Below are 25,086 nucleotides of genomic sequence, written 5' to 3'. Positions count from 1 at the left end.
CAACCTTTAAAGGCTACGTGTGTTTTTTGTTACTCGTTCATTTATCCATTCAACAAAGCGCGTTCCAAGAGCGCTCCAGCTTGGTGCTGCCCTTCTAAGTTTCGTTCACCTGAAAATTTCGACACGCGATCCATGTTCGTGATCACAACGATGACCATGCTCTTTTTCCCTTGACTATGGATATACGGCAAATCCATTTGAGCAATTTTAGTGTCAACGGTTACCTGATCACCGACCTTTACAAGTACATCGAAACCTGCCCCATTCAAGTTGACAGTATCGATCCCCATATGGACTAAGACTTCTACGCCATTATTTGTTTTGATTCCTAACGCATGTTTGGAAGGGAAAATCGTAGTGACTTTTCCGCTGACCGGTGCAAAGATGGCGCCATCGATTGACTCGATTGCAAAACCATCGCCCATCATTTTCGTTGAAAAAACTTCATCAGGCACGTCTTCTAAAGGAATATATTCCCCTTTAGCCACAGCGTGTAGATTCACTTCGTTCGTGTACTCAGTATCTTCTGCTTGTTCATTTGGTACTAAGAAATAAGTGATCGCAAAAGAGGAAACCAAGGCAATCACTATCCCAAGTACCGCAAACACAAAATACTGACCAATATAGGCGGGTAAGCTAAAAATACTTGATAAAATATAGCCATAGATCCGAACACCGAAGAAACTGATAAACGCTGAAGCGATCGAGCTACCGATCGTTGCTGCCATAAACGCTTTCTTGTATTTTGATAAGATCCCGAAAAGTGCAGGTTCAGTGATTCCTAATAGACCAGAAACAGCAGAAGATAGAACCAATGATTTTTCTTCTTTTGATTTCACTTTCAAGTAAATAGCCGCTGTCGCCCCAGTGATCGCCATGTTTGCCATAAACATCATCGGCATCAACATGTCATAGCCTTGATTCGCAAAATTTTGTAAGGCAATTGGGGTCATCGCATGATGCAATCCAGTAAAGATTGCAATTGGACGGATCGCACCGACCACGATACCAGCTAACACTGGCGAGATTGAGAATAACCATGCCACACCAGCTGCTAAGAGGTTACCTAAATGAATACTGATTGGACCAATCACTGTTAGTGTCAATAATCCTGCAACAAACAGGGAAATGGTTGGTGTGAACACCGTCCGTAACACTTGTGGCAACAGCTTATCCACCCAACGATAAATGTAGCTGAGTGCTAATACCGCAAAAATGATCGGGATAACTGTTCCTGCATAATTAAAGACAGGAACTGGAATGATACCAAACAGTTGGAAAGCAGAGATCGAACCTTCAGCAACCGCTGTCGTCATGGTGGGAAATTGTAAAGTTGCAGCGATCGCAATCGCTAAATATGGATTCGTTTTGAAGATCCGAGCGGCAGAAGCAGCAACGAAAAATGGCAAGAAAGTAAATACGCCACTCGCAATCATATCAATGATCAAATACGTATCCGTCTGATTCGAAATGACATTCAATGCCACTAAACCGGCCATCAAACCCTTGATCATTCCTGCCCCAGCAATTGCTGGTACGATCGGACCAAATACACCGGAAACAGTATCCATAAATAAGGATACGACTCCTTTTTTCTCTCCTTCACTTCGTTCACTTGTTTCATCTAACCCTAATTCTTTCGCAATTGGTGCAAAATAGTCAGCGACTTCTGTACCGATCACAACTTGCAGTTGTTCGCTTTGATATTTTGTCCCCACCACTTTAGGTGTTTTTTCCAACGCAGCATAATCCACTTTTTTCTCATCTTTTAAATCAAACCGTAATCGTGTCATACAATGCCAAGCGTTGTTGATATTACTTGCTCCACCCACATGTTGTATGATTTGTTTTGCTATTTCTTCATGCTTCACTTGTTCTCCCCCTTATTCTCATCAAACAATAATTCCTGTTTCCGCTTTCACCCAAATAGTAGCATGTGGAACGCCACTTGTAAAACCAGTCCTTTTTAGTAAATAACCATAAAAAAAGCTTTAATATCAACGTTTTAAAAAATAGTGACGTAAAATTGGACTGATTTTTAGTTGGTTTAGATGTTTTTATTAGACCAAATTGACAGGATGTTCTTTCCCATGTTTCAATGAGGATGCACATGATTCATATTTATGTATATTGGAGTGAAAAAAATGACACCAACGATCATTACAAATATAAAAAGTTACGCAATCAAACCAGATCGTCACAACTTGTTAGTCGTAAAAGTTGAAACAGATAAAGGCGTGACCGGTTTCGGTTGCGGCACTTTCCAATTCCGTCCTTTGGCTGTCCAGACCGTAGTTGAAGAATACTTAAAACCTTTACTGATTGGACGCGATGCGAATCAAATCGAAGACCTTTGGCAAGTCATGAATGTCAATTCTTACTGGCGGAATGGGCCAATCACAAATAACGCCATTTCAGGTGTCGATATGGCGCTCTGGGATATCAAAGGGAAAATCGCTGATATGCCATTGTATCAGTTATTCGGCGGAAAAGCTCGAACAGCAATTCCTGCGTATACGCATGCTGTCGCAGATAATCTAGAGGACCTCGATCGTGAAATCGAAACATTTCTCGCACAAGGGTATCGCTATATTCGTTGTCAATTAGGTTTTTATGGGGGAAATCCAACGAATTTAGCAACACCTGAACAACCACTTGCTGGCTCTTATTTCGATCAAGAAGAATACATGTCTACTACGCTATCCATGTTTGAACATATCCAAAACAAATATGGCGATCGTTTCCAAATGTTACATGATGTTCACGAACGCTTGCATCCTAACCAAGCGATCCGTTTTGCAAAAAAAGCAGAAAAGTACAATCTTTTCTTTTTAGAAGATATTCTACCGCCAAACCAAAATGAATGGTTGGCTCAATTGCGAAGTCAATCAACGACTCCGATTGCTACTGGGGAATTGTTCAATAATCCAATGGAATGGAAAGAATTAGTTCGCAATCGCCAAATCGACTATATGCGTGCCCATGTCTCACAAATCGGCGGGATCACTCCTGCCTTGAAATTGGCACACTTTTGCGAAGCGATGGGGATACGAATCGCTTGGCATACGCCATCTGATATCACACCAATCGGCTTAGCAGTGAATACGCATTTGAACATCCACTTGCACAATGCGGCGATCCAAGAAAACATCGATATTCCTGAAAATACGAAACAACTTTTCGGAAATATCCCCACACCAAAAAAAGGCTTTTTCTACCCGATCGAACAAAGTGGGATCGGTGTCACATTCAATGAAGAACAGGCGGCAGAATTTCCAGTTGTCTATCGTCCACACGAATGGACACAAAGCCGTACACCAGACGGAACGATCGTGACACCGTAATTCAAAAAAAAGCTATCCTTACACGAAACATGTAAGGATAGCTTTTTTTGGTTCCGCTGTATACCTATTATTACAATAATGAATACACGTGTAAACCTTAGTAGCTTTTTATGTAAAACATAATTCTCAAAAATCAATTTCTAAAGAATAATCTAAAATCTGTTTGACTTGAAGAAAATCGTCTTCTCTTATATGAATTTGTGTTGCGTTCACTCTTCCACGTATCTTGTAATCATTCAAAGAAACATACTTTGGAAATGAGTGAAAAAGAGCAACAAAATAAAAGAGTTTATGAAAAAAACTGCTCGTAGCAATTACATTCCTTCTCAGCTAATTTCATTAGGCTTTTTATCCTAAAAACAAAACGGCTAATACTACATCTATAAAAACAATAAGACATTTTTTATTCTTATTGTCGTTCTTTTTTTGTCTTTATTTTTTACTTATATAACACATAGAAACCGATACTTCACCTATAAAGTCGTTAGGTCTGTCTCATTTTTTTGAAAAATTTTTTTCTAATCTAGTTAACCATTTTTTTCTTTTACTTTCGGAACTTGTTTTCACTTGATTAAAACTAATCCATCGTACATTCTTCAAGCCACTTTTTTTCAATGTCCCTCTAATCATAGCTTTACTTATTGCATTCCCATAGATAGTACTATACATCATCTTAGGCGTATTCATTGTAGTAATCACTGTTGTTGACTTTATATTAGATAGTAAAGTTGTCATACCATAGCCAGATTTCGTATAGTTATACGCTGACCCTGGAAAAATAACTTTATCTATAAATCCTTTTGTCATGGCTGGCATGAGTTCCCACCAAATCGGGAAAATAAACACTAAATGATCGGCTTGCTTGACACGCTTAATATAGTCTTTAGACTGCTGATCAAGCATTTCATGATTTCTAAAAGCAAGTAAATCTTGATCTGTCATTACTGGATTAAAGTTGTCCTTATCCAAATCGATTATATCAACCGTATGCCCGGCTTCTTCTATTCCTCTTTTTGTTGCTTCAAGTATAGCGTGACAAAAACTCCCTTGATAAGGGTGATTATAAATAATAACTGTTTTCATATTTCTTTGCTCCTTAAAAATTGTTATCCCTATTTTAAAAAAGAAAAAAAGAGTTGAAATTAACATAAGTTAATTTTTCAACTCTTTTTTTACTCTTTGTTTTATTCGGCTATATGATACTGGGGTAATTCCTAGATAAGAAGCAATATAATAATCAGGAACTCTTTGTAGAATTATTGACTGTTGTTCAAATAACTCTAGATAGCGTTTTTTTGGAGTGTATTTTATTCTAGATAAAAAAAGCTTACTATATTCCATAAATCTTTGAGTGACAATTTTAGTAAATAGCTGATTCAGTAGAGGATATTCTTTTAATAGATACATCCATTTTTCTCTACTTAGAACGTAATAGTCAGTTTTTTCTAAGCTTTCAATTGAAAACATACTTTCTTCTCTTGAATAAAAGCTCTCAAAAGAAGAAACGATTTGACCTTCAAAGAAAAATTGTAGTGTAATATCTTGTCCATTATCATTATGCCACAACCTTAAAGCTCCTTTTTTAATAAAAAAAATATGATTAGAGATTTCTCCTTCATAAAGTAAAGTAGTACGTGAATTGACTGTGTGAGGAACAAAAAAAGAAGAGACATCTTCCCAATCTATTTCTGCTTCTTTCAATATTTCCTGAAAAAAATAGCCCATGATTTCACCTCTATTTATTTTTTTCTCAATTATATACCTACATACTTTAAACGAATAGATCATGCAAGAAAAAGCGAATCTGATCAGTTATCAAATTTGATTATAAAATTACTTATCATGCTCTCTCTAGGTTTACAGAGTTTTTTTATACGTAGTAACAGAAACTATAAATTTGGTATTATCTTTACATACAATCAATCAACAATAGCTCAAATAGTTGAAAGACTTATTTGGTTCATACTTATTGTAAGTTATTTTTTTGTGTTTTATATTTTCTATTATAAATAATAGATATAACTTACTTCACTTATCAAGCATTTGTAAGAAAGCACTGATGATTTCGTTTTACGTTTCATCAGTGCTTTCTTCACAATTACTATCAACTAATTCGTTTTAATGTTTTCTCCCTTACCTTTCAAAAAAGCTATATTTTTACAGAAGTTTTTTCATTAAACTATTTTGATCCTACTCAACCCCTCAATCAATCCTCGACCGATGGATCTCACGGTCAAAGGGGCGGATGTAAGTCACTGAGTAGTCGATAGCAATGATGCTGCTGTATTCATAGACTTGTCCATCTTCTAATATGGCTCGGTTCGTGATTTGCATGGCTGGTGTACCGCGTTTACATAGCAATATTTTTGATTGTTCTTTGGAAGTCGTGATCGGGTCATAACTCGTGATATAGTGAGAAATTCGATAGCCTTTTTGTTCCACATATTTTTGGATGGAATGTTCGATGACTTCCTGGGACAGGTCGGGAAACATTGCAACCGGCATTTTTGACATTTCTAACTGCTCGATTTTATAATCAACGATTCGAATACGTTCAAATGTCCAAACTTCGGCGCCTTCATCAAGTTGAAAGATTTTTTGCTCATCCGCCGTTGCTGATGCTTTGTTTAAACTGATCATTTTTGAATGGATCCGATCATAAGGGGTACGTGTCAAAGAATTGAAGATCAAGGGATTTTTGACCCATTTTTCATGGATAAAGATACCTGATCCTTGAACGACACGGACAATACCGATTTCTTCTAGGTTTTTGATCGCTTGTTGGATCGTAAAGCGAGAAACATGATAGATTTCCGCTAGTTTTCGTTGATTCGGTAATTTTCCATCTTTGAATTCTTCTTGATAGATCTTACTCAATAAATCTTGGACAATGAATTCTCGTTTTTTCATGATCTTCTCCTTTACGGCTTACATTCACTTCTTTATCTTAACAAAAAAACAACCAATCACAACCCACTCATGATGAGCCAATGGAGAACGAAACGTATTTAGAACAAAAAAGCCACAAAAATTGGCAAAAAAAACCATTTTTGTGACTTCATCTAATCAATTGAAGTTGAATCTTTCTTCTTGATTTTCCTAATTCAAACGTAATTCTTGACCAGGGTTAAAGAAGAAATCATCCATCGTCATGCCATTCAAGGACAAAATCGTCTCAACTGGTACACCAGTCCGTTGCGCAATTTGATTTGGACCTTCGCCTTCACGTACAACGGTTGTAGCTGCTTGATTGGCTTGATTGCTCGTATCTTCTGTGGACTGTGCCGTGTACTGATTGGCTTGTGACTCCGACGTTTCTGTTGTTTCTGGTGTCGCTTCTGTCGAAGGTGTCGTCTCTTCCGAAGAAGATTCGCTACTAGGTGTCGCTGCTTGAAGTTCCGCACTTGTTCGCAGATAAATATCGGAGATCCGAGCGACCTGTGCCGTGTAACTTGCAGATAGCTGATTGATCATGGTATCTAGGTCGATATCCTCTTTGTTGGAAGCATCTTGGTACATCCCTCTTAATTTACTGATTCCTTCATCCGATAAGGCTTGAAGTTCTCTAGCTTTTCGATTGGCAATGACCGAAAGACCATTGACACCGTCTTGATTGTTTTGGATCTCTGCCTGGTATTCTTCGATCAACACTGGGGTTTTATCTTCGATTTTTTTCGAATAATCTGCAACGACTGCTTGTAGTTGTTCAGAAATAGCTCCTGAAGGTTCTGTTGCTTCGCTACTTTCTTGTGTTGCTTCGGTTTCAGATGAAGCAGTAGTTGAAGCTGTGGACGATTGCGTCGTTTCACTCGTCTTTGCTACCGAGTTTTCACTGGCATTGTTTCTACTATGGAGATATAATCCAGTACCTGCACCAACCAGTAGTAAGACTACTGCAACAGCGGCACCGATTTTCATCATACGCATGCGTGATGCTTGTTTCTGTTGTTGTCTTCGAGCTGATCGAACATTGCCACGCTGTTCATTTTCTTCATTCATTTCATTCACCACCTGTTATTTCTGTAAAAAAAATAGCGTTACCAACTTTCTTGTAGTTCCATTGTAGCAAATAATAAGCGTTATGAACATTTTTTATTCTGTTATTACTGAAGAAAAATCACCATTTTTGATGATTCCAAGATTCTCCATCGATTTCTCCTTGCAACTGCTCGATCCGTTCATTGATTTCGACAAATAAGCGTGACATTTCATAAAGTAAGGCTTTGCCCTCATAATCCGCTTGCGTACTCAATTCGGCTAATTGTTCTGTCAACCATTGATCCATTATAAGGTCCTTCCTTTCATCTCTTGTAGTATAAATGTCAGATCTTCAATGTTTTCTTTGGCTTCTTCTAACATCGTTTCGATCATCTGCTGCTTCATCGGTGCTTTATCCTTGATGCGTTCATTTTGCGCAAATCGTTCGATAAACCAATCGATCCGATTGATCAGTGAAGGTTTTTCGACTAATGTGAGATATTGCTGATAACTGATCAGGCGTTCAAACCGTTGTTCTTGAGTTAAGTACATGAACTGTGCTAAAACAAACGGAGGCAAAAAGGTCATCTGGAATTTATGGGCAATTCGTTGATACGGACGCAAATACTCCGAGATCGTATACTCTTCTTTCCCACCTGCTTGGTATTCTTTTTCACTCACGCCGGTTGTTAAGACGATCCCTAATTCTTTACCTGATAAGACTGCTGTTGCCGCTTCTAACACTTGGTCTTGCCACATTTTCAAATGGGCTGGCGCGCTATACCAATAGAAAGGAAATTGGAAGATGATCCGGTCATGCTCTTTCAATAAAGCAAGTTCTGCTTGAAGATCAATTTCCCCATCTGGATAACAAGCTTCTAGATGATGCCAAGTAGTCGATAGCTGGCTGGATGCTTCTTTAAAAAACTGTTGGTTCAACGATGTGTCAATTGTCGGATGGCTGACAATAATCAATGTTTTCATAGCTTTTTCCTCCCGTTTTCTAGTCTAGCATATCCCAAGAAAAACCCAGTCAACGATGCCTTTATGTCTTAGGTTGCCCAAGAAATGATGGCTTGTTCTTCTAATTGCTTTTTCAATTGTTCTGCGGAAACGCCTTTGATCTTTTCGTTATTCATTCGTCTACGATAGTTTGTCGCCGTCTCACCAGTGAATTTCTTGAACATGCGGCTAAATACGACCAAACTATTAAAGCCCACTTGATAAGCGATCGCTTCCACGGATTCTTCCGTCAGAGATAAGAGAAACGCTGCCCGATTGATGCGAACACCGATCATATATTCTTTGATACTGATCCCCATGTGATTTTTGAACACACGAGAGAGATGACTTCGGTTAACGGATAATTTTTGGGCGATCTCCTCAACAGTCAAACGCTCGCTGTAATGTTCTTCGATATACTGTACCGCATCAACAGCGAGGGCTGAATAACTTTTTTGTTCTCCTAAATGAACATAGCCACCATCTTCTAATAAGAGCGCGAGCAATTGATACGTCAACGCATTTAATTGCAGCTCATCGACTAGATTTTTTGTCGAGTAATTCATACATGCTAAGATAATCTCCACATATCTAGCAATTTCTGAAGAAACCATCGTGTATTGATCATCTTTAAATAAAGAATGTTGAATGATTTTATCGGCTACTGACCCACCGAAGGAAATCCAACAGTAGACCCAAGGATCTTCACCATCCGCCAAATAAAAAGTAGAATCTCCCGGTCTAATCAAAAAAAGATCGCCTTTTTTCAATTGATATTGCTGATTTTTTACGCGATAGACCCCTTTTCCTTCCATCACGATATGCAAAATATAATCTTGACGAATGGCTGGTCCGAATGAATGAAAGGGCAATGTTTTAGAAAAACCGCAAAAATCAAAGTATAGTTCTTGTGAGATGGATTGATGTTCTTTTTTCAAAAAAATCGCTTTTTCCATTGACGTACCCTCTTTCGTATTTTCTTTATTCTACTATAGATGCAACAAAAAGTTAAATACTGCTCACAGAAATACATTCAAGTAAGTGCTCTTCTTTGATATGATTGAATGGTAAAAACAGTAACTACCTTATTGTAAACGCTTCATTTAATGGTATAGTTAATTTGATTAGGCGTAAACTGCGCCTACACCAACTACTAATCCAGCACCAAGAAAGGACTACTTAAATGGACATTACTAAAAAAACATTTGGACAATCTGCACAGTTGATTACTTTAACCAATCAACAGGGCACGACCCTCGCTGTTACTGATTTAGGCGCACGGATCGTCAGTTTGACATTCATGGATAGAGAGTTGATTCTAGGTTTTGATTCAGCAGAAGAATATCTCGAAAAAGATGCCTTTATCGGAGCAACGATCGGACGAACTGCTGGACGGATCGATGCAGGCAAATTCACCCTCGGCGGTCAGACGTATCAACTACCTGTCGATCCCGCAACTGGTCACTCCTTACATGGTAGTGCGCCAAGTTTTGAAGAAAAAATCTGGCAATACGAAATCATTGATGGCGAACAAGAAGCCACTGTGATCTTTACCACGACTAGTCCCGAGAAAGAGCGTGGTTTTCCAGGGAATTTATCCGTAGAAGTTCGCTATACCCTTACAAAAGATAATATTTGGCGTGTCACAACGAAAGCAGTCAGTGATCAATTGACACTATTCAACCCAACCAATCATGTTTATTTCAACTTGAGTGGTGATGTGACGCAACCAATCGATGACCATACGCTGTGGGTCAACAGCCACGCCTTTGCTGAATTACGACCGGACAGCATTCCGACAGGTGAACAAATAGAAGTGACTGGAACACCTTTTGACTTTCAAACACCAACAAAACTCACGACTGTTTTCACCAGTGACTTTCCACAAAAAGAATTATTTGATGGAATCGATCATCCGTTCTTCTTAAAGGAAACAGGCTTAGATAAAACAGCCGCTTCTCTTTTAAGTCCAGATGAAACAATCAAAGTCAGTGTCAGGACGGATGCATCGAGTATCGTCATTTTCACTGCCAACTTTGGGGAAGATACACCTGACATGCGCGGGCAACGTTTAGCGAACCATGGCGGGATCACTTTTGAAACACAAATCGCTCCAGGAGCAGAACGTTACCCTTCTTTCGGCGACATATCTTTGGCACAGGAAACACCTTTTGAGACGATTACAGAATTCAAACTTGAAGCAAGAGAGGAACAAGACAGATGAATAAAACAGCACAGATGAATAAAACAGCACATTTAACGACGAAATTCAACGAATTATTTGGTGAAAAACCAACAACAAACTATTTTTCACCTGGGCGAATCAACTTGATCGGTGAACACACGGACTATAACGGCGGACATGTTTTTCCTGCATCGATCACTTATGGCACTTACGGAGTTGCTGCACGTCGAGAAGACAACAAAGTATTAGTTTACTCAACAAACTTTGAGGAAATCGGCGTGATCGAATTCACGCTTGATGACCTGACATTTGATAAAAAAGACAATTGGGCAAATTATGTCAAAGGCATGATCTTGAAACTAAAAGAAGCTGGCTATACCATCGAGAGCGGTTTTGAATTGGTGATCGAAGGAACGATCCCTAATGGTGCCGGCCTTTCTAGCAGTGCTTCGTTAGAATTATTAGTGGGGGTTGTTCTGGAAGATTTGTTTGATTTAGCGATCGATCGTTTGACACTCGTTCAAACCGGAAAAAAAGTAGAAAATGAATTCATTGGTGTCAATTCAGGGATCATGGATCAATTTGCGATCGGTTTTGGTGAGATCGACCATGCCATCTTGCTAGATACGAATACATTACACTATGAAATGGTCCCAGTTAAATTAGATGGCTACGCTGTGGTTATCATGAACACGAATAAGCGACGTGAATTAGCAGAATCGAAGTATAATGAACGCCGCAGTGAATGTGAAGAAGCCTTGAAACGTCTACAAACGAAGCTGGACATCAAAGCTTTAGGCGAATTAGATGAAGCGACTTTCGAAGCGAATACGGACTTGATCGGTGATGATACACTGATCCGTCGTGCACGTCACGCCGTCACTGAAAATCAACGAACATTAAAAGCAAAAGCTGAATTGGAGCAAGGAAACTTAGAAGCTTTCGGTCTATTATTGAATGATTCTCATTACTCACTCCGTCATGATTACGAAGTCACAGGCATCGAATTAGATACACTTGTAGATGCTGCACAAGCGCAACCTGGTGTATTAGGCGCACGAATGACAGGCGCAGGATTTGGTGGCTGTGCCATCGCTCTAGTCAAAGAAGAGGAAATCCCCGCCTTTAAAGAAAATGTCCATGCACGTTATTTAGAGGTTGTAGGATATGAGCCAGAGTTTTATGTAGCACATATCGGAAGCGGTACGACGAAAATTTAGTTAAAAACAGAAACATGCGTCTGGGCTTGGCAAACAACCAAACTCAGGCGCATATTTTATTGAATCATGATTTTGAATCTAGGTTAAATAATTTTGAAAAAATGTAAAAATCAGCTGTTGATTAGTTGCATCTTATTTTAATTATACATTTCTTTTTCAGTTAAAAAGACAGAAAGAATGTATTTGCATTCTTTCTGTCCCAATCATTCTAAAATTCTTTATTCCTCGTATCACTATTTTGACTTGCAACGCTACAAAGTGTTCAGTCGTTTAACCTAAGATCTCAACAATCGCTTTGTTGAATTCAGGCAAATCATCTGGTGTACGGCTAGTGACTAATTGATTATCGATCACCACTGCTTCATCTTTGACATTCGCGCCAGCGTAAGCCACATCTGGACGAACAGTATCGTAAGCAGTCATTGTTCTGCCTTCTGTTAGACCGGTTTGGATAAACAATTGTGGGCCATGACAGATAGCAAATAACGGTTGGTCATTTTTCAAGAAGTAAGTAACGAAATCAACAAAACGTTGGTCCTTACGTAATTGATCCGGTGAGAATCCTCCAGGGATCAAGAGCGCATCGAAATCTTCAGGAGAAACTTCATCAATGCTGCGATCGATCGTGAACTCGCCACCTTTTTTGCCTTTGATCGTTTGGTTTGCTTCAAAACCAATCGTTGTCACTTCATTCCCCGCATTTTCCAATGCTTCTTTTGGTGAAGTCAACTCAATATCTTCGACTAAATCAGTTACGATTGCTGCAATTTTTTTTGCCATTTTTCCTCTTCCTTTCTTATCGCTTGATTCTAGCCTAAAGGATTTCAGAAAAGTGTGCAAATCATCTGTTTATGATTTATAACTTATTTTATTTAAAAGAAAAATGTTAGTTTCTCTTTTAAAGTTAAGCACCTAGTTTTTCACGAACTATGGCTTCGGTCAATGTCTTTGAAAAATTTAGATGCATTTCTTTACCTAACTTATCTGCCCATTTTGGGATCGTTAACGTCTTTTTTATAGGTTCCTCTGAGCCTAAATATTCTGTTAGATCTACAGAGACCATTGAAATAAATGATTTTTCAGCATCATATTCTAATATGAACTCGGAGTCACTTTTAAAAGGGTTATTTTCTATAAGTGACAATGAACTGATAAGAGATGGTTCAGGTAATGTTCGGTCTTCTTCTATCTCAGCCGCCAAAAGAATACCTAAGTAATCAGAGGCATTTTCGAGCGCTTCAGGAATGTCAGATCCGCTTGTACCAGCCATCTCCGGAAAATCTGGAAAGAAAACAGAAAATCCCGAGTCATAGCCTTCACTTGTTTCTAAATAGAATAATGCCGGATATGAAACAAGCATGATTCTCCTCCTCTCTCAAGAAGCAGGAACAGAGCTATTTTAACCCTGCCTCAGTATCGCATGTTCTGTCCCTCTAGGTAGCTTGGAAGGAACAATGATTGGTCGATTTACTCCTAGCAGTTTCACTTTTATATGAGAACATTTTCCACCTTTAACTTTTAACCCACCTATGGAATTCAAGAGTTTGACCATTTCCTGTTGTGTCATTGGCATTGTTACAATACCTCCTGACATATCTATACTAACACGTGTGACACGTGAAGAAAAGAAAAAAAACACGTGCTATACGTGTTAACTTAATATATATCTATTTACCATCATAAAATAAACAAAGAAAAATTATCCAACAAAAAATAAACCAAAGCAGCTATCGAAGTTTGGCTGCTTTGGTTTATTTTCTTTGGAGCGACTGACTATTCTCACGGCTACGGTACACTGGATATTCTCCAATCAATTGGACTGGAAATGCTCGCTGTTCCAGTAGTTTGATTGCTTCGTTCAATTTTGTATCTGCTTGTTCAATCTCTACTTCGATCACGAAAAAGTATTCACCTAACGAGGTTTTTTGCGGTCTAGACTCGATTTTGGTCAAATTAAGTTTTTGTTCTGCAAATACCGCAAGTACTTGATATAACGCACCTGGGCGATTTTCTGGCAAGTCTACAAATAGTGTTGCTTTGTAAGTACTGACTGGTAACTTAGATGACATCGGTGAGGAACCTAGTAGCCAAAAACGGGTTTCATTGTTGCGGATCGATTGGATATCTTGCTGAACGATGGTCAAACCAAACTGTTCCGCAGCTTCTTTAGGTCCGATTGCCGCGATTTTTTGTTCAGGATGCTCGGCAACTTGTTGGGCACCTTGGGCAGTCGAACCCATTTGCTCGATTTCCACGTCAGGGAACTGTTGCTTCAAAAATACTTGCGATTGTGCCAACGCTTGCGGATGACTACAGATTTTTGTTACCTCTTGCCACGTCTGTTGATGCTCAGGATGCACCATCAATTGTTGCTTGATGGGCAAAACGATTTCTCCTTGGATCGTTGGTAAGGTTTCATAGACATGGTCTAATGTGGGTAATACGGAACCTTCGATGGAATTTTCGATCGGTACCATCGCATAATCGATCGCATCGTTGATCTGGGCATCAATCAAATTTGTTAAAGCTTGATACGGAGACCAATCGCCTTCGTTGAAATAATTCTTTACTGCACTATATGTGAAGGAACCTTTTGGGCCTAGATAACCAATTTTCATCGATTCATCACCTGCTTTATGATTTCTGAGACAATTTCTGCTGGTGATTTACCAGTTGTTTCTATCGTAAGATCTGCTAATGTTTCATAGTGTTTTTTCCGCGAAAAAAATAATTCTTTTAACTCTGTATCATCATTATCGAGTGCCAACGGACGGGCTTGTTTGTGATCTTGGCGGATACGTTTGATCAAAAGATCGGGATCAGCTTTTAAGTAAACCACCAGATGATCTGTCAGCAGTCGTTGATTTTCTTCTTGTAGGATAACTCCCCCACCTGTCGCAATGATCGCTTCTTCTTGCAACGAGGTTTTCAACAGGTTCGTTTCTTCCTGTCGAAAGGCAGCTTCGCCATGTAATTCAAAATACTGACTGATCGAACAGCCAAACTCCTCGACTAGTTTTGTATCCATATCGATCAATGGTTTCTTTAACTGCATAGAAAGCTTGCGACTGATCGTTGTTTTACCGGCGCCCATAAAACCAATCAGCACAATCGCAGCCATTAGTTTTTCTCCTTGATCAGACCAGCTAGATCAGTGAAGAAGTCAGGATAAGAAATATTTACCGCTTCTGGATGGTTCAATTCAACTGGCTCATCGGTCAATAATGCGGCAATCTGTAACATCATGCCAATGCGATGATCCCCATGACTATCAACAATTGCTCCATGTAAAGGTGTTGGACCATGAATGATCAGCCCATCATCTGTTGTTTCGATGTTTGCGCCCATTTTTATCAATTCTTCCGCTGTCGCATCGATGCGATTTGTTTCTTTCACTTTTAATTCTTGTGCGTCCCGAATGATCGTCGTGCCTTGTGCTTGTGTCGCAGCTAATGCCAAAATCGGTAATTCATCGATCAAGCGAGGAATGATTTCTCCTTCGATCGTACACGCCTGCAAGTTGGCAGAACGTACCATTAAGTCAGCCGCTTGATTTTGTTGATCGATCTGCATTTCTTGGATCGAAGCACCCATTTCGATCAATACATCTAAAATCCCTGTTCGTGTTGGATTGATTCCTACTTGTTTCAATAAGACTTCACTATCTGGCAAAATACTTGCTGCGACTAGATAAAAAGCTGCTGACGAAATATCCCCAGGTACCGCCACGTTTTGTCCAACTAACCGTTGCCCGCCAGCAAGTGTGATCACTTTATTTTCTACTCTTATCTCTCCGCCAAATTGTTTGATCATTTCTTCTGTATGATTCCGTGATCGTTCTTTTTCGATGATCGTTGTCTCACCATCTGCTTGAAGTGCTGCGAATAAAATCGCTGATTTGACTTGCGCACTGGCAATCGGCATCTCATATTCGATTGGTTTCAAAGGCCCACCAGTCACTCGTAAAGGTGGTAGATCTGGATGTTCGATCCCTTTAAGATCCGCACCCATTTCACGTAAAGGATTCATCACTCTCCCCATCGGGCGACGATTCAACGAGTCATCTCCAGACACTTCTGCCGAAATCTTACTTCCAGCTAAAATCCCTAAAAGTAAACGGATCGTTGTACCAGAATTACCTGCATCTAAACGTTCTGTGGGTGTTTGTAATCCCTCTACGCCATGACCATAAACATGGATTTTCTCTTCTTCCTCTTCTATTCTCACACCTAATTGTTTAAATATGGACATCGTACTCAAGCAATCTTCTGCTTTTAAAAAGTTCGTTATCGTCGTTTTTCCATGACTGATTGCACCAAACATGATGCTGCGATGAGAAATCGACTTATCTGCTGGAACCGTTAGCTCACCTTTGATTCCATGTGTCGCGTTAAGTAATTTCATTGTCTCAACTCCTGATCCAACAGTGAAAATTTTCCGCTTGAATCAATGCTTGTCCTTTTTCTAAATCGGTTTGATTTTTGAAGGACAGTTCAAGGACTCCGAAAATATCTTCTCTAGTTTCTTGTATTTTTAGATTGATGATTGAAATATCGGCTTGGCTCAAAGCCGTTGTTACCTTAGCAACTGCACCGGAAATATCCGGAATATCAACGTATAGATCATAGAATGCTGGAATCGTTCCTTGTCGTTTCTTCGGCAACTGATCTCTTGTCTGCTTCGCTTGTGCAAAAAATCGATAAATGGCATCTTCATCATTTTTCGCAAGTTGTGTTTTCAATGTTTCCATGGAGGATTGCCATTCTGCTAGTAAGGAGAGCATGATTTCTTGATTTGTCAATAAAATATCTGTCCACATTTTGGGGTCGGAGGAAGCAATTCGGGTAATATCCCGAAATCCTCCGGCGGCAAGTTGGGAGGCTCTTGGATGTTTCTGATTGAGTTCCTCACTGGTTTGCACTAAACCAGCAGCCACGATATGAGGCAAATGGCTTAAAACACCCACAATCTCGTCATGATTTTTGGCTTCCATCAACACAAATTTTGCTCGAGTCGGTTCTAATAGTTCCATCAGTTCAGCTACACGATCACTCTCATGATCATTGGTCAATATATAATAAGCTTCCTCGAACAAATTGGGATTGCCGGCTTTGACTCCAGATTTATGCGAGCCTGCCATTGGGTGTCCACCAATAAAAGTAAAAGGTAATTCCTTAGCCGCTGTCATGATTGCTGCTTTCGTACTGCCAGTATCACTGACCAATACAGTTTCCTTTAGCGGAAGTGTCGCTAATTGTTGCAAATAGTCCAAACTAACTTGTACAGGAACCGCTAATAAAATAACATCCATTTGACTTGCTTCTTCGATCCCAGACACCAGATGATCCACTAATTGGACTTCTTCTGCAATTTTTCTTGTTTCTGCTGAATGATCCCATCCATAAAGAGTCACATTCGATCCTTTGATGGCTCGGCAAAGCGAAGCACCAATCAGACCTAAACCTAAGACAAATACCTTTTTCTTCATATCAGTCTCCTCACTAAAAGTCTTGGATCATCTGCCGATGACTGGCAACAGATTTTTTCAGCTCACTCATATTATCCGCTGGGAAATGTTCAAGGATCTCCACGGCAAGTGCTGTTGCAATGACGTGCTCAGCCACCACAGAAGCTGCTGGCACAGCGGTACTGTCGGAACGTTCGACACTTGCTTTATAGGCTTCTTTCGTGTCGATATCCACACTCATCAATGGCTTGTAAAGTGTAGGGATCGGTTTCATCACACCACGAACGATGATTTGTTCCCCATTTGTCATCCCACCTTCAAATCCACCTAAATGGTTCGTTGTCCGGCGGTAGCCTTGTTCTTGATCCCAGGTGATTTCATCCATGACTTTAGAACCTGGTAAAGTCGCTGCATCAAAACCGATCCCAAATTCTACCCCTTTGAAGGCATTGATACTCAGCATGGCTTGTGCTAATTTTCCATCTAATTTTTTATCCCATTGGACATAACTACCCAAACCAGCCGGTACATTTTCAACTCGGACTTCGACGACACCACCTAAGGTATCACCTGCTTTTTTCGTCTCATCGATCAATGTTTTGACTTGTTCTTCGATCTCAAGGTCTACCATATTGACTTCGGAGATCGTTGTTTTTTCCTTGATCACCGCCACAGGTAGCACTTCAGGAATCGTTGCTTTGACCCCTCCAAGAACTGCTACGTGACTGGCAATTTCAATATCTAGTGCTGCTAGGATCTGTTTTGCTAAAGAGCCGATTGCTACACGCATGGTCGTTTCTCTAGCTGAAGACCGTTCTAACACATTTCTAAGATCTTGATGTTGGTATTTCATTCCACCAACTAGATCCGCATGTCCTGGACGAGGTTTGGCTACTCGACGACGTGTGACATGTTTTTCTTCGATTGGCTCGACTGACATCACCGTCTGCCAATTCTTCCAGTCTTTATTCTCCACGATCATTGTGATTGGCGAACCAAGCGTTTTACCATGTCGAATACCTGAGGTGATTTGGACACGATCTTTCTCGATCTTCATTCTGCCACCACGACCGTAACCCCCTTGTCGCCTCGCAAGATCTTCATTGATTTTTTCAAGTGAAACTTCTAAACCTGCCGGGATACCTTCAATAATGGCAGTTAACTGTGGACCATGAGATTCTCCTGCTGTTATAAAACGCATTTAGTTCCCCTCCTTTAAATACTCTTTCACGGACTCAAGCGGAATTTCTTGGATTCTTGCTTGTCCGATTTTATCTAATAAAATAATTTTCAATGTCTTTCCACGTGCCTTTTTATCGTGGGTGATCGCATCATAAAGGGATTGCTCCTCCCAAGGTTGGTACTTGATCGGTAACTGATACTTTTCGATCATTTGGATCAATTGCGCAGTGATACCCACTGGTGATTGTCCCATCCTTTCGGCTTGTTTGGTGATTTGCACCATACCGATCGCTACGGCTTCGCCATGACTGATCTGACCATAACCAGCAGTATTTTCGATGGCATGTCCGATCGTATGGCCAAAGTTCAGTAACAAACGATTCCCGTTATCGAATTGATCTTCTTCAACAACTTGTTTCTTCACACGCAACGCCTTTTCAATGATTTTTTCACTATTAGCCAGTAAGTCAGCAACTCCTGTTAAGCTTGCCAAATCTTGCCATAGCGTTTCATCACTGATTGCGCCACACTTGATGATCTCAGCAATTCCCTCTTGGATTCTACGCTCTGATAACGTCATTAACGTCTCTGGATCGATCAATACCCCGTCTGGTTGTGCAAATGTCCCAATCATATTTTTCGCCATGGGTGCATTGATTGCTGTTTTTCCTCCAATGCTTGAATCGACCTGTGCCAGTAGGGAAGTCGGGATCTGGACAAATGAAATCCCTCGCATATAGGTGGAAGCAACGAAACTGGCTAAATCGCCGATCACTCCTCCTCCAAGCGCAATCACCGCATCACTACGCGTAAATTGTTCTTCTGCTAAAAACGCATAGAGGTGAGCTGCCATGTCGAATGATTTGCTGCTCTCCCCAGCTGGAACAACATAATGGACGACTTCGTAGCTTGCCCGCAACTGTTGACAAATTTTTTCGCCGTATATCGGAAAAACATTCGTATCACTGATAATCGCGATTTTTTTATTTTTCCAGATTCCTTCGATCCACTCAGACACATGATCGAGTGCATTTCGTTCAATGATGATCTCATAGCTTTTTTCTGGTAAGACAACTTCTAACATGACGCTCCTCTTTTCTATAAGGCTTTGATTTTATTCATTGCTTCAACTAAAATCTCGACTTCTTCCATCATTCTTAGGTAGTTCTTTTCATTCAATGATTGCTGTCCATCTGACCATGCGTGGATTGGATCAGGATGGATCTCTACGATCATCCCATCTGCGCCACTAGCAACACCAGCTCTTGCCATTGGTGATACGAGATCCCAAACCCCTGTACCATGACTTGGGTCAACGATGATCGGGAAATGACTTAATTTTTTGATGATCGGTACAGCACTTAGATCGAAGGTATTACGTGTCGCTGTTTCGTAAGTACGAATACCACGTTCGATAAAGATGATGTTTGGGTTGTTTTGTACCGCAATGTATTCCGCCGCATTCAACCATTCTTCGATCGTCCCTGAAATCCCGCGTTTCAAGCCAATTGGTTTTCCTGTTTTCCCAACTGCTTCTAATAGACGAAAGTTTTGCATATTTCTGGCACCGATCTGAATGATATCTGTGTATTCGCAAACGACATCGATATGGGCTTCATCCATGACTTCAGTAATAACTTTTAAGCCGTAATGATCCGCTGCTTTACGCATCATTTTCAGTCCTTCTTCTCCTAATCCTTGGAAAGCGTATGGTGACGTTCTAGGTTTGTAGGCTCCTCCACGTAGGACCGTTGCCCCACCAGCTTTCGCCATACGAGCAGTTTCCATGATTTGTTCTTCGCCTTCTACCGAACAAGGACCAGCCATCGTCACAAAACTACCATCACCGATTTTCAAACCATCCACATCAACGACTGTATCTTGCGGATGAAATTCTCGAGAAGTCAGTTTGTACGTATTAGAGATTTTTACTGCACGCTCCACCATGTCGTATCTTTCAAATGGTACACCTTGGATAATTTTTGGATCACCGATCAATCCTAAAACAAGACGATCTTTGCCATGGTTGATCTGGACGTCCAAGCCCTCTTCCTTGATACGTGAAAGTACTGGTTCTAGTTGGTTTACTTCAATTCCTGGTTTAATAATTAAAATCATAAGATAACATCCTTTTTTATTTTTATTTTTTTATCACTGTTTGAACACTTGATCGACAATGGAAAATCGTTCGTTGTTTACTTAAAATAACTCGTTGGAAAATGAACTGATGTGGTTCTCCTTTCGTTAGGTATAAAAAAAGCCCGCCGTAGACAAATCTACAGTGGGCCTTCACCAATTCTAACAAAAAAGCCACTATAGATTTTCATCTATGTGGCGGACAAGTCATCTCAAACATCCTTAGCCATCATAGATACAAACGTTGTGTTTGCACCCATGAATGTCATGAATACAAACCTATCTAAAATAGCTAAAGTAATACGTATTCAGTTGTGAATTCAATGTGATTTTCATAAGAAATCGCTCCAAACTGATTTAAGATTGGTTTAAGTATAGATTTCTTTCTGAAATAAGTCAACTACTTTTTCAAATCTTTTTCTCTTTATGCCAATGATCCTTTAGAAGACCGATGTTTTTTTAAAGTTCCTGTTGATTTTTTCGTTGACAAAAAATACGAACATGTGTTCTAATCATGTAGAAGAGGTGACTGTTATGTTTAAAAATCAAAATCCTGTATTTGACTATCATAAAGAACCTTCTAGAGATATTTTATGTATTGATTGTAAGTCGTTCTATGCTTCTGTTGAATGTGTCTCACTTGGATTAGACCCTTTAACAACCAAACTAGTTGTTATGTCGTATCCCGGAAATTCATGGGAAGAACGTGGTAGCGGGTTGATCCTTGCCTCTAGTCCAGCTGCAAAAAAAGCCTACGGGATCACGAATATCAGTCGTGCGCGTGATTTGCCCTTTCCTTATCCCAGTGATTTATATATTGCCCCACCACGAATGGCTTATTATATGGAGAAGAACAAAGAAATCAATGCGATTTATAAAACCTATGCAGACGAAAGTAACCATCATGTCTATTCGGTCGACGAAAGTTTTTTGGATATCACAAATAGTTTGAATTTGTTCGATGCTCCTGATGCCCGGGCACTTGCAAAAAAGATTCGTCAAGACGTTTATGATCAAACAGGGATCTATACCACGATCGGTATCGGTGATAATCCACTATTGGCAAAATTAGCTCTGGATAATGAAGCCAAGGATACCCGAGACATGATCGCCGAATGGCGTTATGAAGACGTCCCTGAAAAACTTTGGCGGATTCCTCAGCTGACAGATTTTTGGGGGATCGGTCGAAAAACAGCGATTCGTTTAAATAAAATGAACATCCATAGCATCTATGAGCTTGCACATGCGGATTACTATCGTTTAAAAAGTGCAATGGGGGTAATTGGTACACAACTTTATGCTCATGCCTGGGGAATCGATCGAAGCTTTCTTGGTGAAGTCTACACCCCTAAATCAAAAAGCATCGGAAATAGTCAAATCCTCAATAAGGACTATACCCGCCGAGAAGAGATTGAAATCGTGATCAAGGAAATGGCGGATCAAGTAGGCACACGCTTACGTCGAGAAGAAGCAAAAGCACAAGTAGTTAGTCTATGGGTCGGTTTTTCTTTAGGCTACACAGATGTTTCAGGAAAAACCGGGTTTCACCAACAGATGAAAATCGAGCCGACCAACGTCAGTCATGTCTTAGCAGAAGCACTATTGATGATTTTTGATCGACATTATCAACGGCAAGATATTCGAAGTATCGGCGTCAATTGTTCTCGCTTAGTTTATGCGACTGGCTTGCAATTGAATCTATTCGATGATCCTAAAGAGCAAGTCAATGCGGCAAAGATTGACTTTGTCGTGGATAAGATTCGACAAAAATATGGGTTCAAAGCAATCGTCCATGCACATAGTTTACTGGAAGGTGGTCGAGCAATCGCCCGCAGTTCGCTTGTAGGCGGTCATGCTGGCGGAATGGCTGGTATTGAAGGTGAAGGACATGCGACGCACGAAAAAAGAATTTCTCGATTACAATGAATACCGCGATCGCCCCTTTGGCTTGAAATGGGGAACCGCTTTTGCCATGGATGAACTAGTGAAAGGGATCGAAGAAAATGCAGCAGCCGCCTTAAAAGACCTCCCTCCCCAATCGCAAATGACGAGAGAGGAAATCGACCAAGTACTATTACAGTCCTTTCTCTACCGACAAAAAGTGACCATCCAATTAAACACAAAAGATGAATTTGGTCGATATAGAGAAAATATCGAGGGCGTTTTCTTAGGTGAATGTGATGAAGAATATCTGACGATTGACCAGTACCATATTCTCTGGGAGAACATTCGTCACGTTGGTTTGAAACAAGAAATAAAATGGTTTGAGTTTAGTACCAACAAGACATATGACGAACAAATTTCCCGATCAATCGATTGGAACAAGCCAAAGCAACAAGCTGAACTGCAATTGATCAAAGATGAATTTTATCAATATTTTGAAGAGGAAAATGAATAAAAGGGAGGCGCTACCGATGACAATGGTAAAGAATCATTTCGAGACTGTCATAATCACTGCTTATATTGCCAAACAAGAAATTACGATCCAAACAAAAAAGGGAGAAAACTATCGAGGAACGATTCAAAAAAAGATGACAGAAGATGGCTTTTATGTAAACGAGGGCTTTATCGCTTGGGATGAACTTGATTCGATCGATTTAGAAGAGGAATATTTTCATTTTTGGCAAGAAATCGTCAAGCAAGCGGTTGAGTAGTTCAGCCAAGTATTGGATTCTTCGGCCACTATTGAATGTTATTTCTCTCAGCCTAAAAAGCGTCAACCGGTAAACATGTAAAAAAGATTTTACCGGTTGATGCTACTATTCTCAGCAAAGAACGATTCTATTCGTAAAGTTTGAAAGCTTTAGTTCAAATAGTTTGGGTCAGCCAATAAAGATTGGATTTTATTTGTATCAATAACGAATTCTTGTGTCCCCATAGCACCAGGTGCTACCTCGTATTTATCAAAGAAGATAACAAGCTGGTGTTCTTTATTGATATAAAAACTAGGATCTTTTTTTAATAAAAATGAGCCATGATCCTCTAGAGCAAAATAAGTTGATTCTGGATTTTTTTCCATACGATTTTTCATCTGTTCTTCAATTTCCTTTGAAAGTGCAATGAGATAATCATCATTTTTAAATAATAAAGGCAAAGACACAATTACCTCATTTTGTTTATCTAACGTGTCAAATTGATTGTTCGTTTGCGTACTCGCAATTGTCTGTTCGATTGAACGATCAATCACTAAAAAACGCTCATCATTGACCAATATGCGATATCCACCTGTTGTATCAATCTGTTGCCCGTTTTTCTTGATTTCTTTCATTCCTTCCTCATAAGCTCGTTGTCCCTCTGCGAGATATTTTCGATTCAACTGGTCATGGATTTCTTCTTTCCCCATTATTTTTGGTACAGCAATCGAGACACCTGCTTTTTCTTCTTGGAATGAATAGGTTTTACCAGTAATGATCGAAACCAACTCTCCGAGAACAGGGATTTCTGTCGCCCATACGCGAAAGTCTCTATTTTGAACACTTGCGAACAAAATAAGTGCTGAACAGGCGATCCCCAAGCTGATACGACTAGCTTTTTTCACTTGTCGTTTCACTTTCACTTTTTTCTTTGCAATCACAAAACGCTTAAAAAGTTCTTCTTCTAGTTGTTCAGGGATTTCACCCGCTTGATACGCCTGATTCATCATACTTATTTTTTTCTTTGTTCCTCCCATTTCGCTATTCACTCTCCTTTATTTTAAAATTTCTTTGTAATTATCTAGCGAGCGATACATTTTTGTTTTCACGGTATTTTCATTTAAATTTAAAATATGCGCAATTTCTTTCAATGTAAATCCCTCAAAAAATTTCAAGATAATGATCTCGCGTTCTGGGCTAGGCGTTTGGCTCAATAATTCTCGTAATTCCATGTAAGAAACATCATTTTGAAAATCGATGAATTCAAGTCCTGGACCGTCTTCCAATTCAAAATTCAAAGGCATTCGTTTATTCTTACGCCAATGATCAATTGCTGTTCGGACTAAGATCTTATAAAACCAAGCTTGAAAATGATCAATCTTCTTTACCTTTGAGAAATCCATCAACGCCTTTTGAAAGCTATCTTGGATAACATCTAGTGCATCCTCCGAACTGTGTGTATAACTATAAGCGATCCGATACATTTTTTGATATTGTGTCTCAATCAACTGTTCTAACTGAGATTCATAATATTTGACTCGATGCTTTTTTGCGATCCGATTAAAAATATTAGACACCTCCCTCTCTCAGAAAAATGATTTGCATTGATTGTTTCACCTCAAATAATATATATGACCCAGTATTTTCGTAAAATCCCTGTTTGCTTCCTTACTTAGTTGCGTATCTTCCCTTCTCTTTAATTCATTTATCTCTATTTCCTTTTGTTTTTCTTCTCTGATTGAAAATGTATCCATTGAATACATCAATAAAAAGAGGCTAGTAAACAGGAACAATAAGACTAGGAAAATTAGCTCTATCGTTAAAAATGAATAGTTTTTGTCATGTTTCATACGCTCACTCCGCTTTCTTTTTTTATACTTAATTAGACGATCGTTTTCTAAGAAAAGTTTCAAAAAAATCAACTTTATTTTGAGCATTC

The 25,086-nt window shown here is 39.6% G+C and carries 26 protein-coding genes; 6 read left to right on the top strand and 20 right to left on the bottom strand.

Going from position 1 to position 25,086, the window contains the following annotated elements:
- Positions 1 to 41: 41 nt before the first annotated feature.
- A complete protein-coding gene (locus IGK77_RS02900) occupies positions 42 to 1,871 on the bottom strand; it encodes a glucose PTS transporter subunit IIA (protein WP_074801562.1) in 1,830 nt (609 codons plus the stop codon).
- Positions 1,872 to 2,144: 273 nt separating this feature from the next.
- On the opposite strand from IGK77_RS02900, the gene IGK77_RS02895 reads away from it, so the two are divergent.
- On the top strand, positions 2,145 to 3,344 hold the full coding sequence (locus tag IGK77_RS02895; protein WP_074801564.1) for an enolase C-terminal domain-like protein: 1,200 nt from the start codon (positions 2,145 to 2,147) through the stop codon (positions 3,342 to 3,344).
- A gap of 495 nt (positions 3,345 to 3,839) precedes the next feature.
- On the opposite strand, the gene IGK77_RS02890 is transcribed toward IGK77_RS02895, so the two are convergent.
- The 7 genes from IGK77_RS02890 to IGK77_RS02860 all read right to left on the bottom strand — a co-directional run bounded on the left by IGK77_RS02890 (position 3,840) and on the right by IGK77_RS02860 (position 9,280).
- Complete coding sequence (locus tag IGK77_RS02890) at positions 3,840 to 4,427, bottom strand: NAD(P)H-dependent oxidoreductase (protein WP_074801566.1); 588 nt, start codon at positions 4,425 to 4,427, stop codon at positions 3,840 to 3,842.
- A 69-nt stretch (positions 4,428 to 4,496) separates the two neighbouring features.
- Entirely contained in the window at positions 4,497 to 5,069 is a 573-nt protein-coding gene (locus IGK77_RS02885; RefSeq protein ID WP_074801568.1) for a Crp/Fnr family transcriptional regulator, read from the bottom strand.
- Between the two features lie 477 nt (positions 5,070 to 5,546).
- Positions 5,547 to 6,254: a GntR family transcriptional regulator gene (locus IGK77_RS02880; RefSeq protein ID WP_074801570.1), complete on the bottom strand. Its 708-nt coding sequence runs from the start codon at positions 6,252 to 6,254 to the stop codon at positions 5,547 to 5,549.
- A 189-nt stretch (positions 6,255 to 6,443) separates the two neighbouring features.
- Positions 6,444 to 7,343 (bottom strand): LysM peptidoglycan-binding domain-containing protein, encoded by a 900-nt coding sequence (locus IGK77_RS02875; RefSeq protein WP_062805658.1) that lies wholly within the window; start codon positions 7,341 to 7,343, stop codon positions 6,444 to 6,446.
- A gap of 118 nt (positions 7,344 to 7,461) precedes the next feature.
- Complete coding sequence (locus tag IGK77_RS02870; protein WP_176285257.1) at positions 7,462 to 7,629, bottom strand: hypothetical protein; 168 nt, start codon at positions 7,627 to 7,629, stop codon at positions 7,462 to 7,464.
- Entirely contained in the window at positions 7,629 to 8,306 is a 678-nt protein-coding gene (locus IGK77_RS02865) for an NAD(P)H-dependent oxidoreductase (RefSeq protein WP_074801572.1), read from the bottom strand. Before IGK77_RS02865 ends, IGK77_RS02870 begins: the two co-directional genes overlap by 1 nt.
- A gap of 68 nt (positions 8,307 to 8,374) precedes the next feature.
- Positions 8,375 to 9,280 carry an AraC family transcriptional regulator gene (locus IGK77_RS02860; protein ID WP_074801575.1) on the bottom strand — a complete coding sequence of 302 codons (906 nt, stop codon included), beginning with the start codon at positions 9,278 to 9,280 and terminating at the stop codon, positions 8,375 to 8,377.
- A gap of 227 nt (positions 9,281 to 9,507) precedes the next feature.
- On the opposite strand from IGK77_RS02860, the gene IGK77_RS02855 reads away from it, so the two are divergent.
- Both IGK77_RS02855 and IGK77_RS02850 read left to right on the top strand, forming a co-directional pair.
- Positions 9,508 to 10,548: an aldose epimerase family protein gene (locus IGK77_RS02855; protein WP_074801578.1), complete on the top strand. Its 1,041-nt coding sequence runs from the start codon at positions 9,508 to 9,510 to the stop codon at positions 10,546 to 10,548.
- Between the two features lie 14 nt (positions 10,549 to 10,562).
- Positions 10,563 to 11,729: a galactokinase gene (locus IGK77_RS02850; protein WP_010736263.1), complete on the top strand. Its 1,167-nt coding sequence runs from the start codon at positions 10,563 to 10,565 to the stop codon at positions 11,727 to 11,729.
- A 270-nt stretch (positions 11,730 to 11,999) separates the two neighbouring features.
- Here IGK77_RS02850 and IGK77_RS02845 read toward each other — a convergent pair whose 3' ends face one another.
- From IGK77_RS02845 to aroF, 10 genes are all read right to left on the bottom strand, one after another.
- Entirely contained in the window at positions 12,000 to 12,509 is a 510-nt protein-coding gene (locus IGK77_RS02845; protein ID WP_010736264.1) for a type 1 glutamine amidotransferase domain-containing protein, read from the bottom strand.
- Positions 12,510 to 12,633: 124 nt separating this feature from the next.
- Positions 12,634 to 13,089, bottom strand: a complete 456-nt coding sequence (locus IGK77_RS02840) for a hypothetical protein (protein ID WP_074801582.1) — start codon at positions 13,087 to 13,089, stop codon at positions 12,634 to 12,636.
- A 39-nt stretch (positions 13,090 to 13,128) separates the two neighbouring features.
- The gene (locus IGK77_RS02835) at positions 13,129 to 13,302 is read right to left on the bottom strand and encodes a type II toxin-antitoxin system HicA family toxin (RefSeq protein ID WP_074801585.1); all 174 of its coding nucleotides are present in this window, start codon (positions 13,300 to 13,302) and stop codon (positions 13,129 to 13,131) included.
- 178 nt (positions 13,303 to 13,480) lie between these two features.
- Positions 13,481 to 14,347, bottom strand: coding sequence for a prephenate dehydratase (gene pheA, locus IGK77_RS02830; RefSeq protein WP_074801588.1), 867 nt, complete (start codon positions 14,345 to 14,347; stop codon positions 13,481 to 13,483).
- Positions 14,344 to 14,850 carry a shikimate kinase gene (locus IGK77_RS02825; protein WP_074801591.1) on the bottom strand — a complete coding sequence of 169 codons (507 nt, stop codon included), beginning with the start codon at positions 14,848 to 14,850 and terminating at the stop codon, positions 14,344 to 14,346. Before IGK77_RS02825 ends, pheA begins: the two co-directional genes overlap by 4 nt.
- Complete coding sequence (aroA, locus tag IGK77_RS02820; protein ID WP_074801594.1) at positions 14,850 to 16,133, bottom strand: 3-phosphoshikimate 1-carboxyvinyltransferase; 1,284 nt, start codon at positions 16,131 to 16,133, stop codon at positions 14,850 to 14,852. Before aroA ends, IGK77_RS02825 begins: the two co-directional genes overlap by 1 nt.
- 4 nt (positions 16,134 to 16,137) lie before the next feature.
- On the bottom strand, positions 16,138 to 17,217 hold the full coding sequence (locus IGK77_RS02815; protein WP_074801597.1) for a prephenate dehydrogenase: 1,080 nt from the start codon (positions 17,215 to 17,217) through the stop codon (positions 16,138 to 16,140).
- A 13-nt stretch (positions 17,218 to 17,230) separates the two neighbouring features.
- Positions 17,231 to 18,397 (bottom strand): chorismate synthase, encoded by a 1,167-nt coding sequence (aroC, locus tag IGK77_RS02810; RefSeq protein WP_074801601.1) that lies wholly within the window; start codon positions 18,395 to 18,397, stop codon positions 17,231 to 17,233.
- Complete coding sequence (aroB, locus tag IGK77_RS02805; protein WP_074801604.1) at positions 18,398 to 19,462, bottom strand: 3-dehydroquinate synthase; 1,065 nt, start codon at positions 19,460 to 19,462, stop codon at positions 18,398 to 18,400. It abuts the gene before it with no gap.
- A gap of 14 nt (positions 19,463 to 19,476) precedes the next feature.
- A complete protein-coding gene (gene aroF, locus IGK77_RS02800) occupies positions 19,477 to 20,496 on the bottom strand; it encodes a 3-deoxy-7-phosphoheptulonate synthase (protein ID WP_066025183.1) in 1,020 nt (339 codons plus the stop codon).
- A 552-nt stretch (positions 20,497 to 21,048) separates the two neighbouring features.
- Between aroF and IGK77_RS02795 the strand changes: the two genes are divergently transcribed.
- From IGK77_RS02795 to IGK77_RS02785, 3 genes are read left to right on the top strand one after another with little or no spacing between them, the layout of a single operon-like run.
- Positions 21,049 to 22,440 carry a Y-family DNA polymerase gene (locus tag IGK77_RS02795; protein WP_074801607.1) on the top strand — a complete coding sequence of 464 codons (1,392 nt, stop codon included), beginning with the start codon at positions 21,049 to 21,051 and terminating at the stop codon, positions 22,438 to 22,440.
- Complete coding sequence (locus tag IGK77_RS02790) at positions 22,403 to 22,912, top strand: hypothetical protein (RefSeq protein WP_074801610.1); 510 nt, start codon at positions 22,403 to 22,405, stop codon at positions 22,910 to 22,912. Before IGK77_RS02795 ends, IGK77_RS02790 begins: the two co-directional genes overlap by 38 nt.
- Before the next feature lie 16 nt (positions 22,913 to 22,928).
- Positions 22,929 to 23,168, top strand: coding sequence for a hypothetical protein (locus IGK77_RS02785; protein ID WP_074801613.1), 240 nt, complete (start codon positions 22,929 to 22,931; stop codon positions 23,166 to 23,168).
- Positions 23,169 to 23,317: 149 nt separating this feature from the next.
- Here IGK77_RS02785 and IGK77_RS02780 read toward each other — a convergent pair whose 3' ends face one another.
- Complete coding sequence (locus IGK77_RS02780; RefSeq protein WP_074801618.1) at positions 23,318 to 24,184, bottom strand: RsiV family protein; 867 nt, start codon at positions 24,182 to 24,184, stop codon at positions 23,318 to 23,320.
- A gap of 18 nt (positions 24,185 to 24,202) precedes the next feature.
- Positions 24,203 to 24,724, bottom strand: a complete 522-nt coding sequence (locus tag IGK77_RS02775; RefSeq protein WP_108173526.1) for an RNA polymerase sigma factor — start codon at positions 24,722 to 24,724, stop codon at positions 24,203 to 24,205.
- Positions 24,725 to 25,086 lie beyond the last annotated feature (362 nt).

The organism is Enterococcus sp. DIV0806c (assembly GCF_051710905.1).
Lineage (GTDB): Bacteria > Bacillota > Bacilli > Lactobacillales > Enterococcaceae > Enterococcus_B > Enterococcus_B mundtii.
This window is presented reverse-complemented; position numbering and strand designations above follow the sequence as displayed.

What these genes read in the sequence shown, in the direction of transcription:
- IGK77_RS02815 (WP_074801597.1), bottom strand. Translation starts at nt 17,217, where the DNA reads ATGAAGAAAAAGGTATTTGTCTTAGGTTTAGGTCTGATTGGTGCTTCG.
- pheA (WP_074801588.1), bottom strand. Translation starts at nt 14,347, where the DNA reads ATGAAAATTGGTTATCTAGGCCCAAAAGGTTCCTTCACATATAGTGCA.
- IGK77_RS02885 (WP_074801568.1), bottom strand. Translation starts at nt 5,069, where the DNA reads ATGGGCTATTTTTTTCAGGAAATATTGAAAGAAGCAGAAATAGATTGG.
- IGK77_RS02850 (WP_010736263.1), top strand. Translation starts at nt 10,563, where the DNA reads ATGAATAAAACAGCACATTTAACGACGAAATTCAACGAATTATTTGGT.
- aroF (WP_066025183.1), bottom strand. Translation starts at nt 20,496, where the DNA reads ATGATTTTAATTATTAAACCAGGAATTGAAGTAAACCAACTAGAACCA.
- IGK77_RS02870 (WP_176285257.1), bottom strand. Translation starts at nt 7,629, where the DNA reads ATGGATCAATGGTTGACAGAACAATTAGCCGAATTGAGTACGCAAGCG.
- IGK77_RS02835 (WP_074801585.1), bottom strand. Translation starts at nt 13,302, where the DNA reads ATGCCAATGACACAACAGGAAATGGTCAAACTCTTGAATTCCATAGGT.
- IGK77_RS02875 (WP_062805658.1), bottom strand. Translation starts at nt 7,343, where the DNA reads ATGAATGAAGAAAATGAACAGCGTGGCAATGTTCGATCAGCTCGAAGA.
- IGK77_RS02890 (WP_074801566.1), bottom strand. Translation starts at nt 4,427, where the DNA reads ATGAAAACAGTTATTATTTATAATCACCCTTATCAAGGGAGTTTTTGT.
- aroB (WP_074801604.1), bottom strand. Translation starts at nt 19,462, where the DNA reads ATGTTAGAAGTTGTCTTACCAGAAAAAAGCTATGAGATCATCATTGAA.
- aroA (WP_074801594.1), bottom strand. Translation starts at nt 16,133, where the DNA reads ATGAAATTACTTAACGCGACACATGGAATCAAAGGTGAGCTAACGGTT.
- IGK77_RS02880 (WP_074801570.1), bottom strand. Translation starts at nt 6,254, where the DNA reads ATGAAAAAACGAGAATTCATTGTCCAAGATTTATTGAGTAAGATCTAT.
- IGK77_RS02825 (WP_074801591.1), bottom strand. Translation starts at nt 14,850, where the DNA reads ATGGCTGCGATTGTGCTGATTGGTTTTATGGGCGCCGGTAAAACAACG.
- IGK77_RS02785 (WP_074801613.1), top strand. Translation starts at nt 22,929, where the DNA reads ATGACAATGGTAAAGAATCATTTCGAGACTGTCATAATCACTGCTTAT.
- IGK77_RS02790 (WP_074801610.1), top strand. Translation starts at nt 22,403, where the DNA reads ATGCGACGCACGAAAAAAGAATTTCTCGATTACAATGAATACCGCGAT.
- IGK77_RS02860 (WP_074801575.1), bottom strand. Translation starts at nt 9,280, where the DNA reads ATGGAAAAAGCGATTTTTTTGAAAAAAGAACATCAATCCATCTCACAA.
- IGK77_RS02795 (WP_074801607.1), top strand. Translation starts at nt 21,049, where the DNA reads ATGTTTAAAAATCAAAATCCTGTATTTGACTATCATAAAGAACCTTCT.
- aroC (WP_074801601.1), bottom strand. Translation starts at nt 18,397, where the DNA reads ATGCGTTTTATAACAGCAGGAGAATCTCATGGTCCACAGTTAACTGCC.
- IGK77_RS02780 (WP_074801618.1), bottom strand. Translation starts at nt 24,184, where the DNA reads ATGGGAGGAACAAAGAAAAAAATAAGTATGATGAATCAGGCGTATCAA.
- IGK77_RS02865 (WP_074801572.1), bottom strand. Translation starts at nt 8,306, where the DNA reads ATGAAAACATTGATTATTGTCAGCCATCCGACAATTGACACATCGTTG.
- IGK77_RS02855 (WP_074801578.1), top strand. Translation starts at nt 9,508, where the DNA reads ATGGACATTACTAAAAAAACATTTGGACAATCTGCACAGTTGATTACT.
- IGK77_RS02895 (WP_074801564.1), top strand. Translation starts at nt 2,145, where the DNA reads ATGACACCAACGATCATTACAAATATAAAAAGTTACGCAATCAAACCA.
- IGK77_RS02845 (WP_010736264.1), bottom strand. Translation starts at nt 12,509, where the DNA reads ATGGCAAAAAAAATTGCAGCAATCGTAACTGATTTAGTCGAAGATATT.
- IGK77_RS02840 (WP_074801582.1), bottom strand. Translation starts at nt 13,089, where the DNA reads ATGCTTGTTTCATATCCGGCATTATTCTATTTAGAAACAAGTGAAGGC.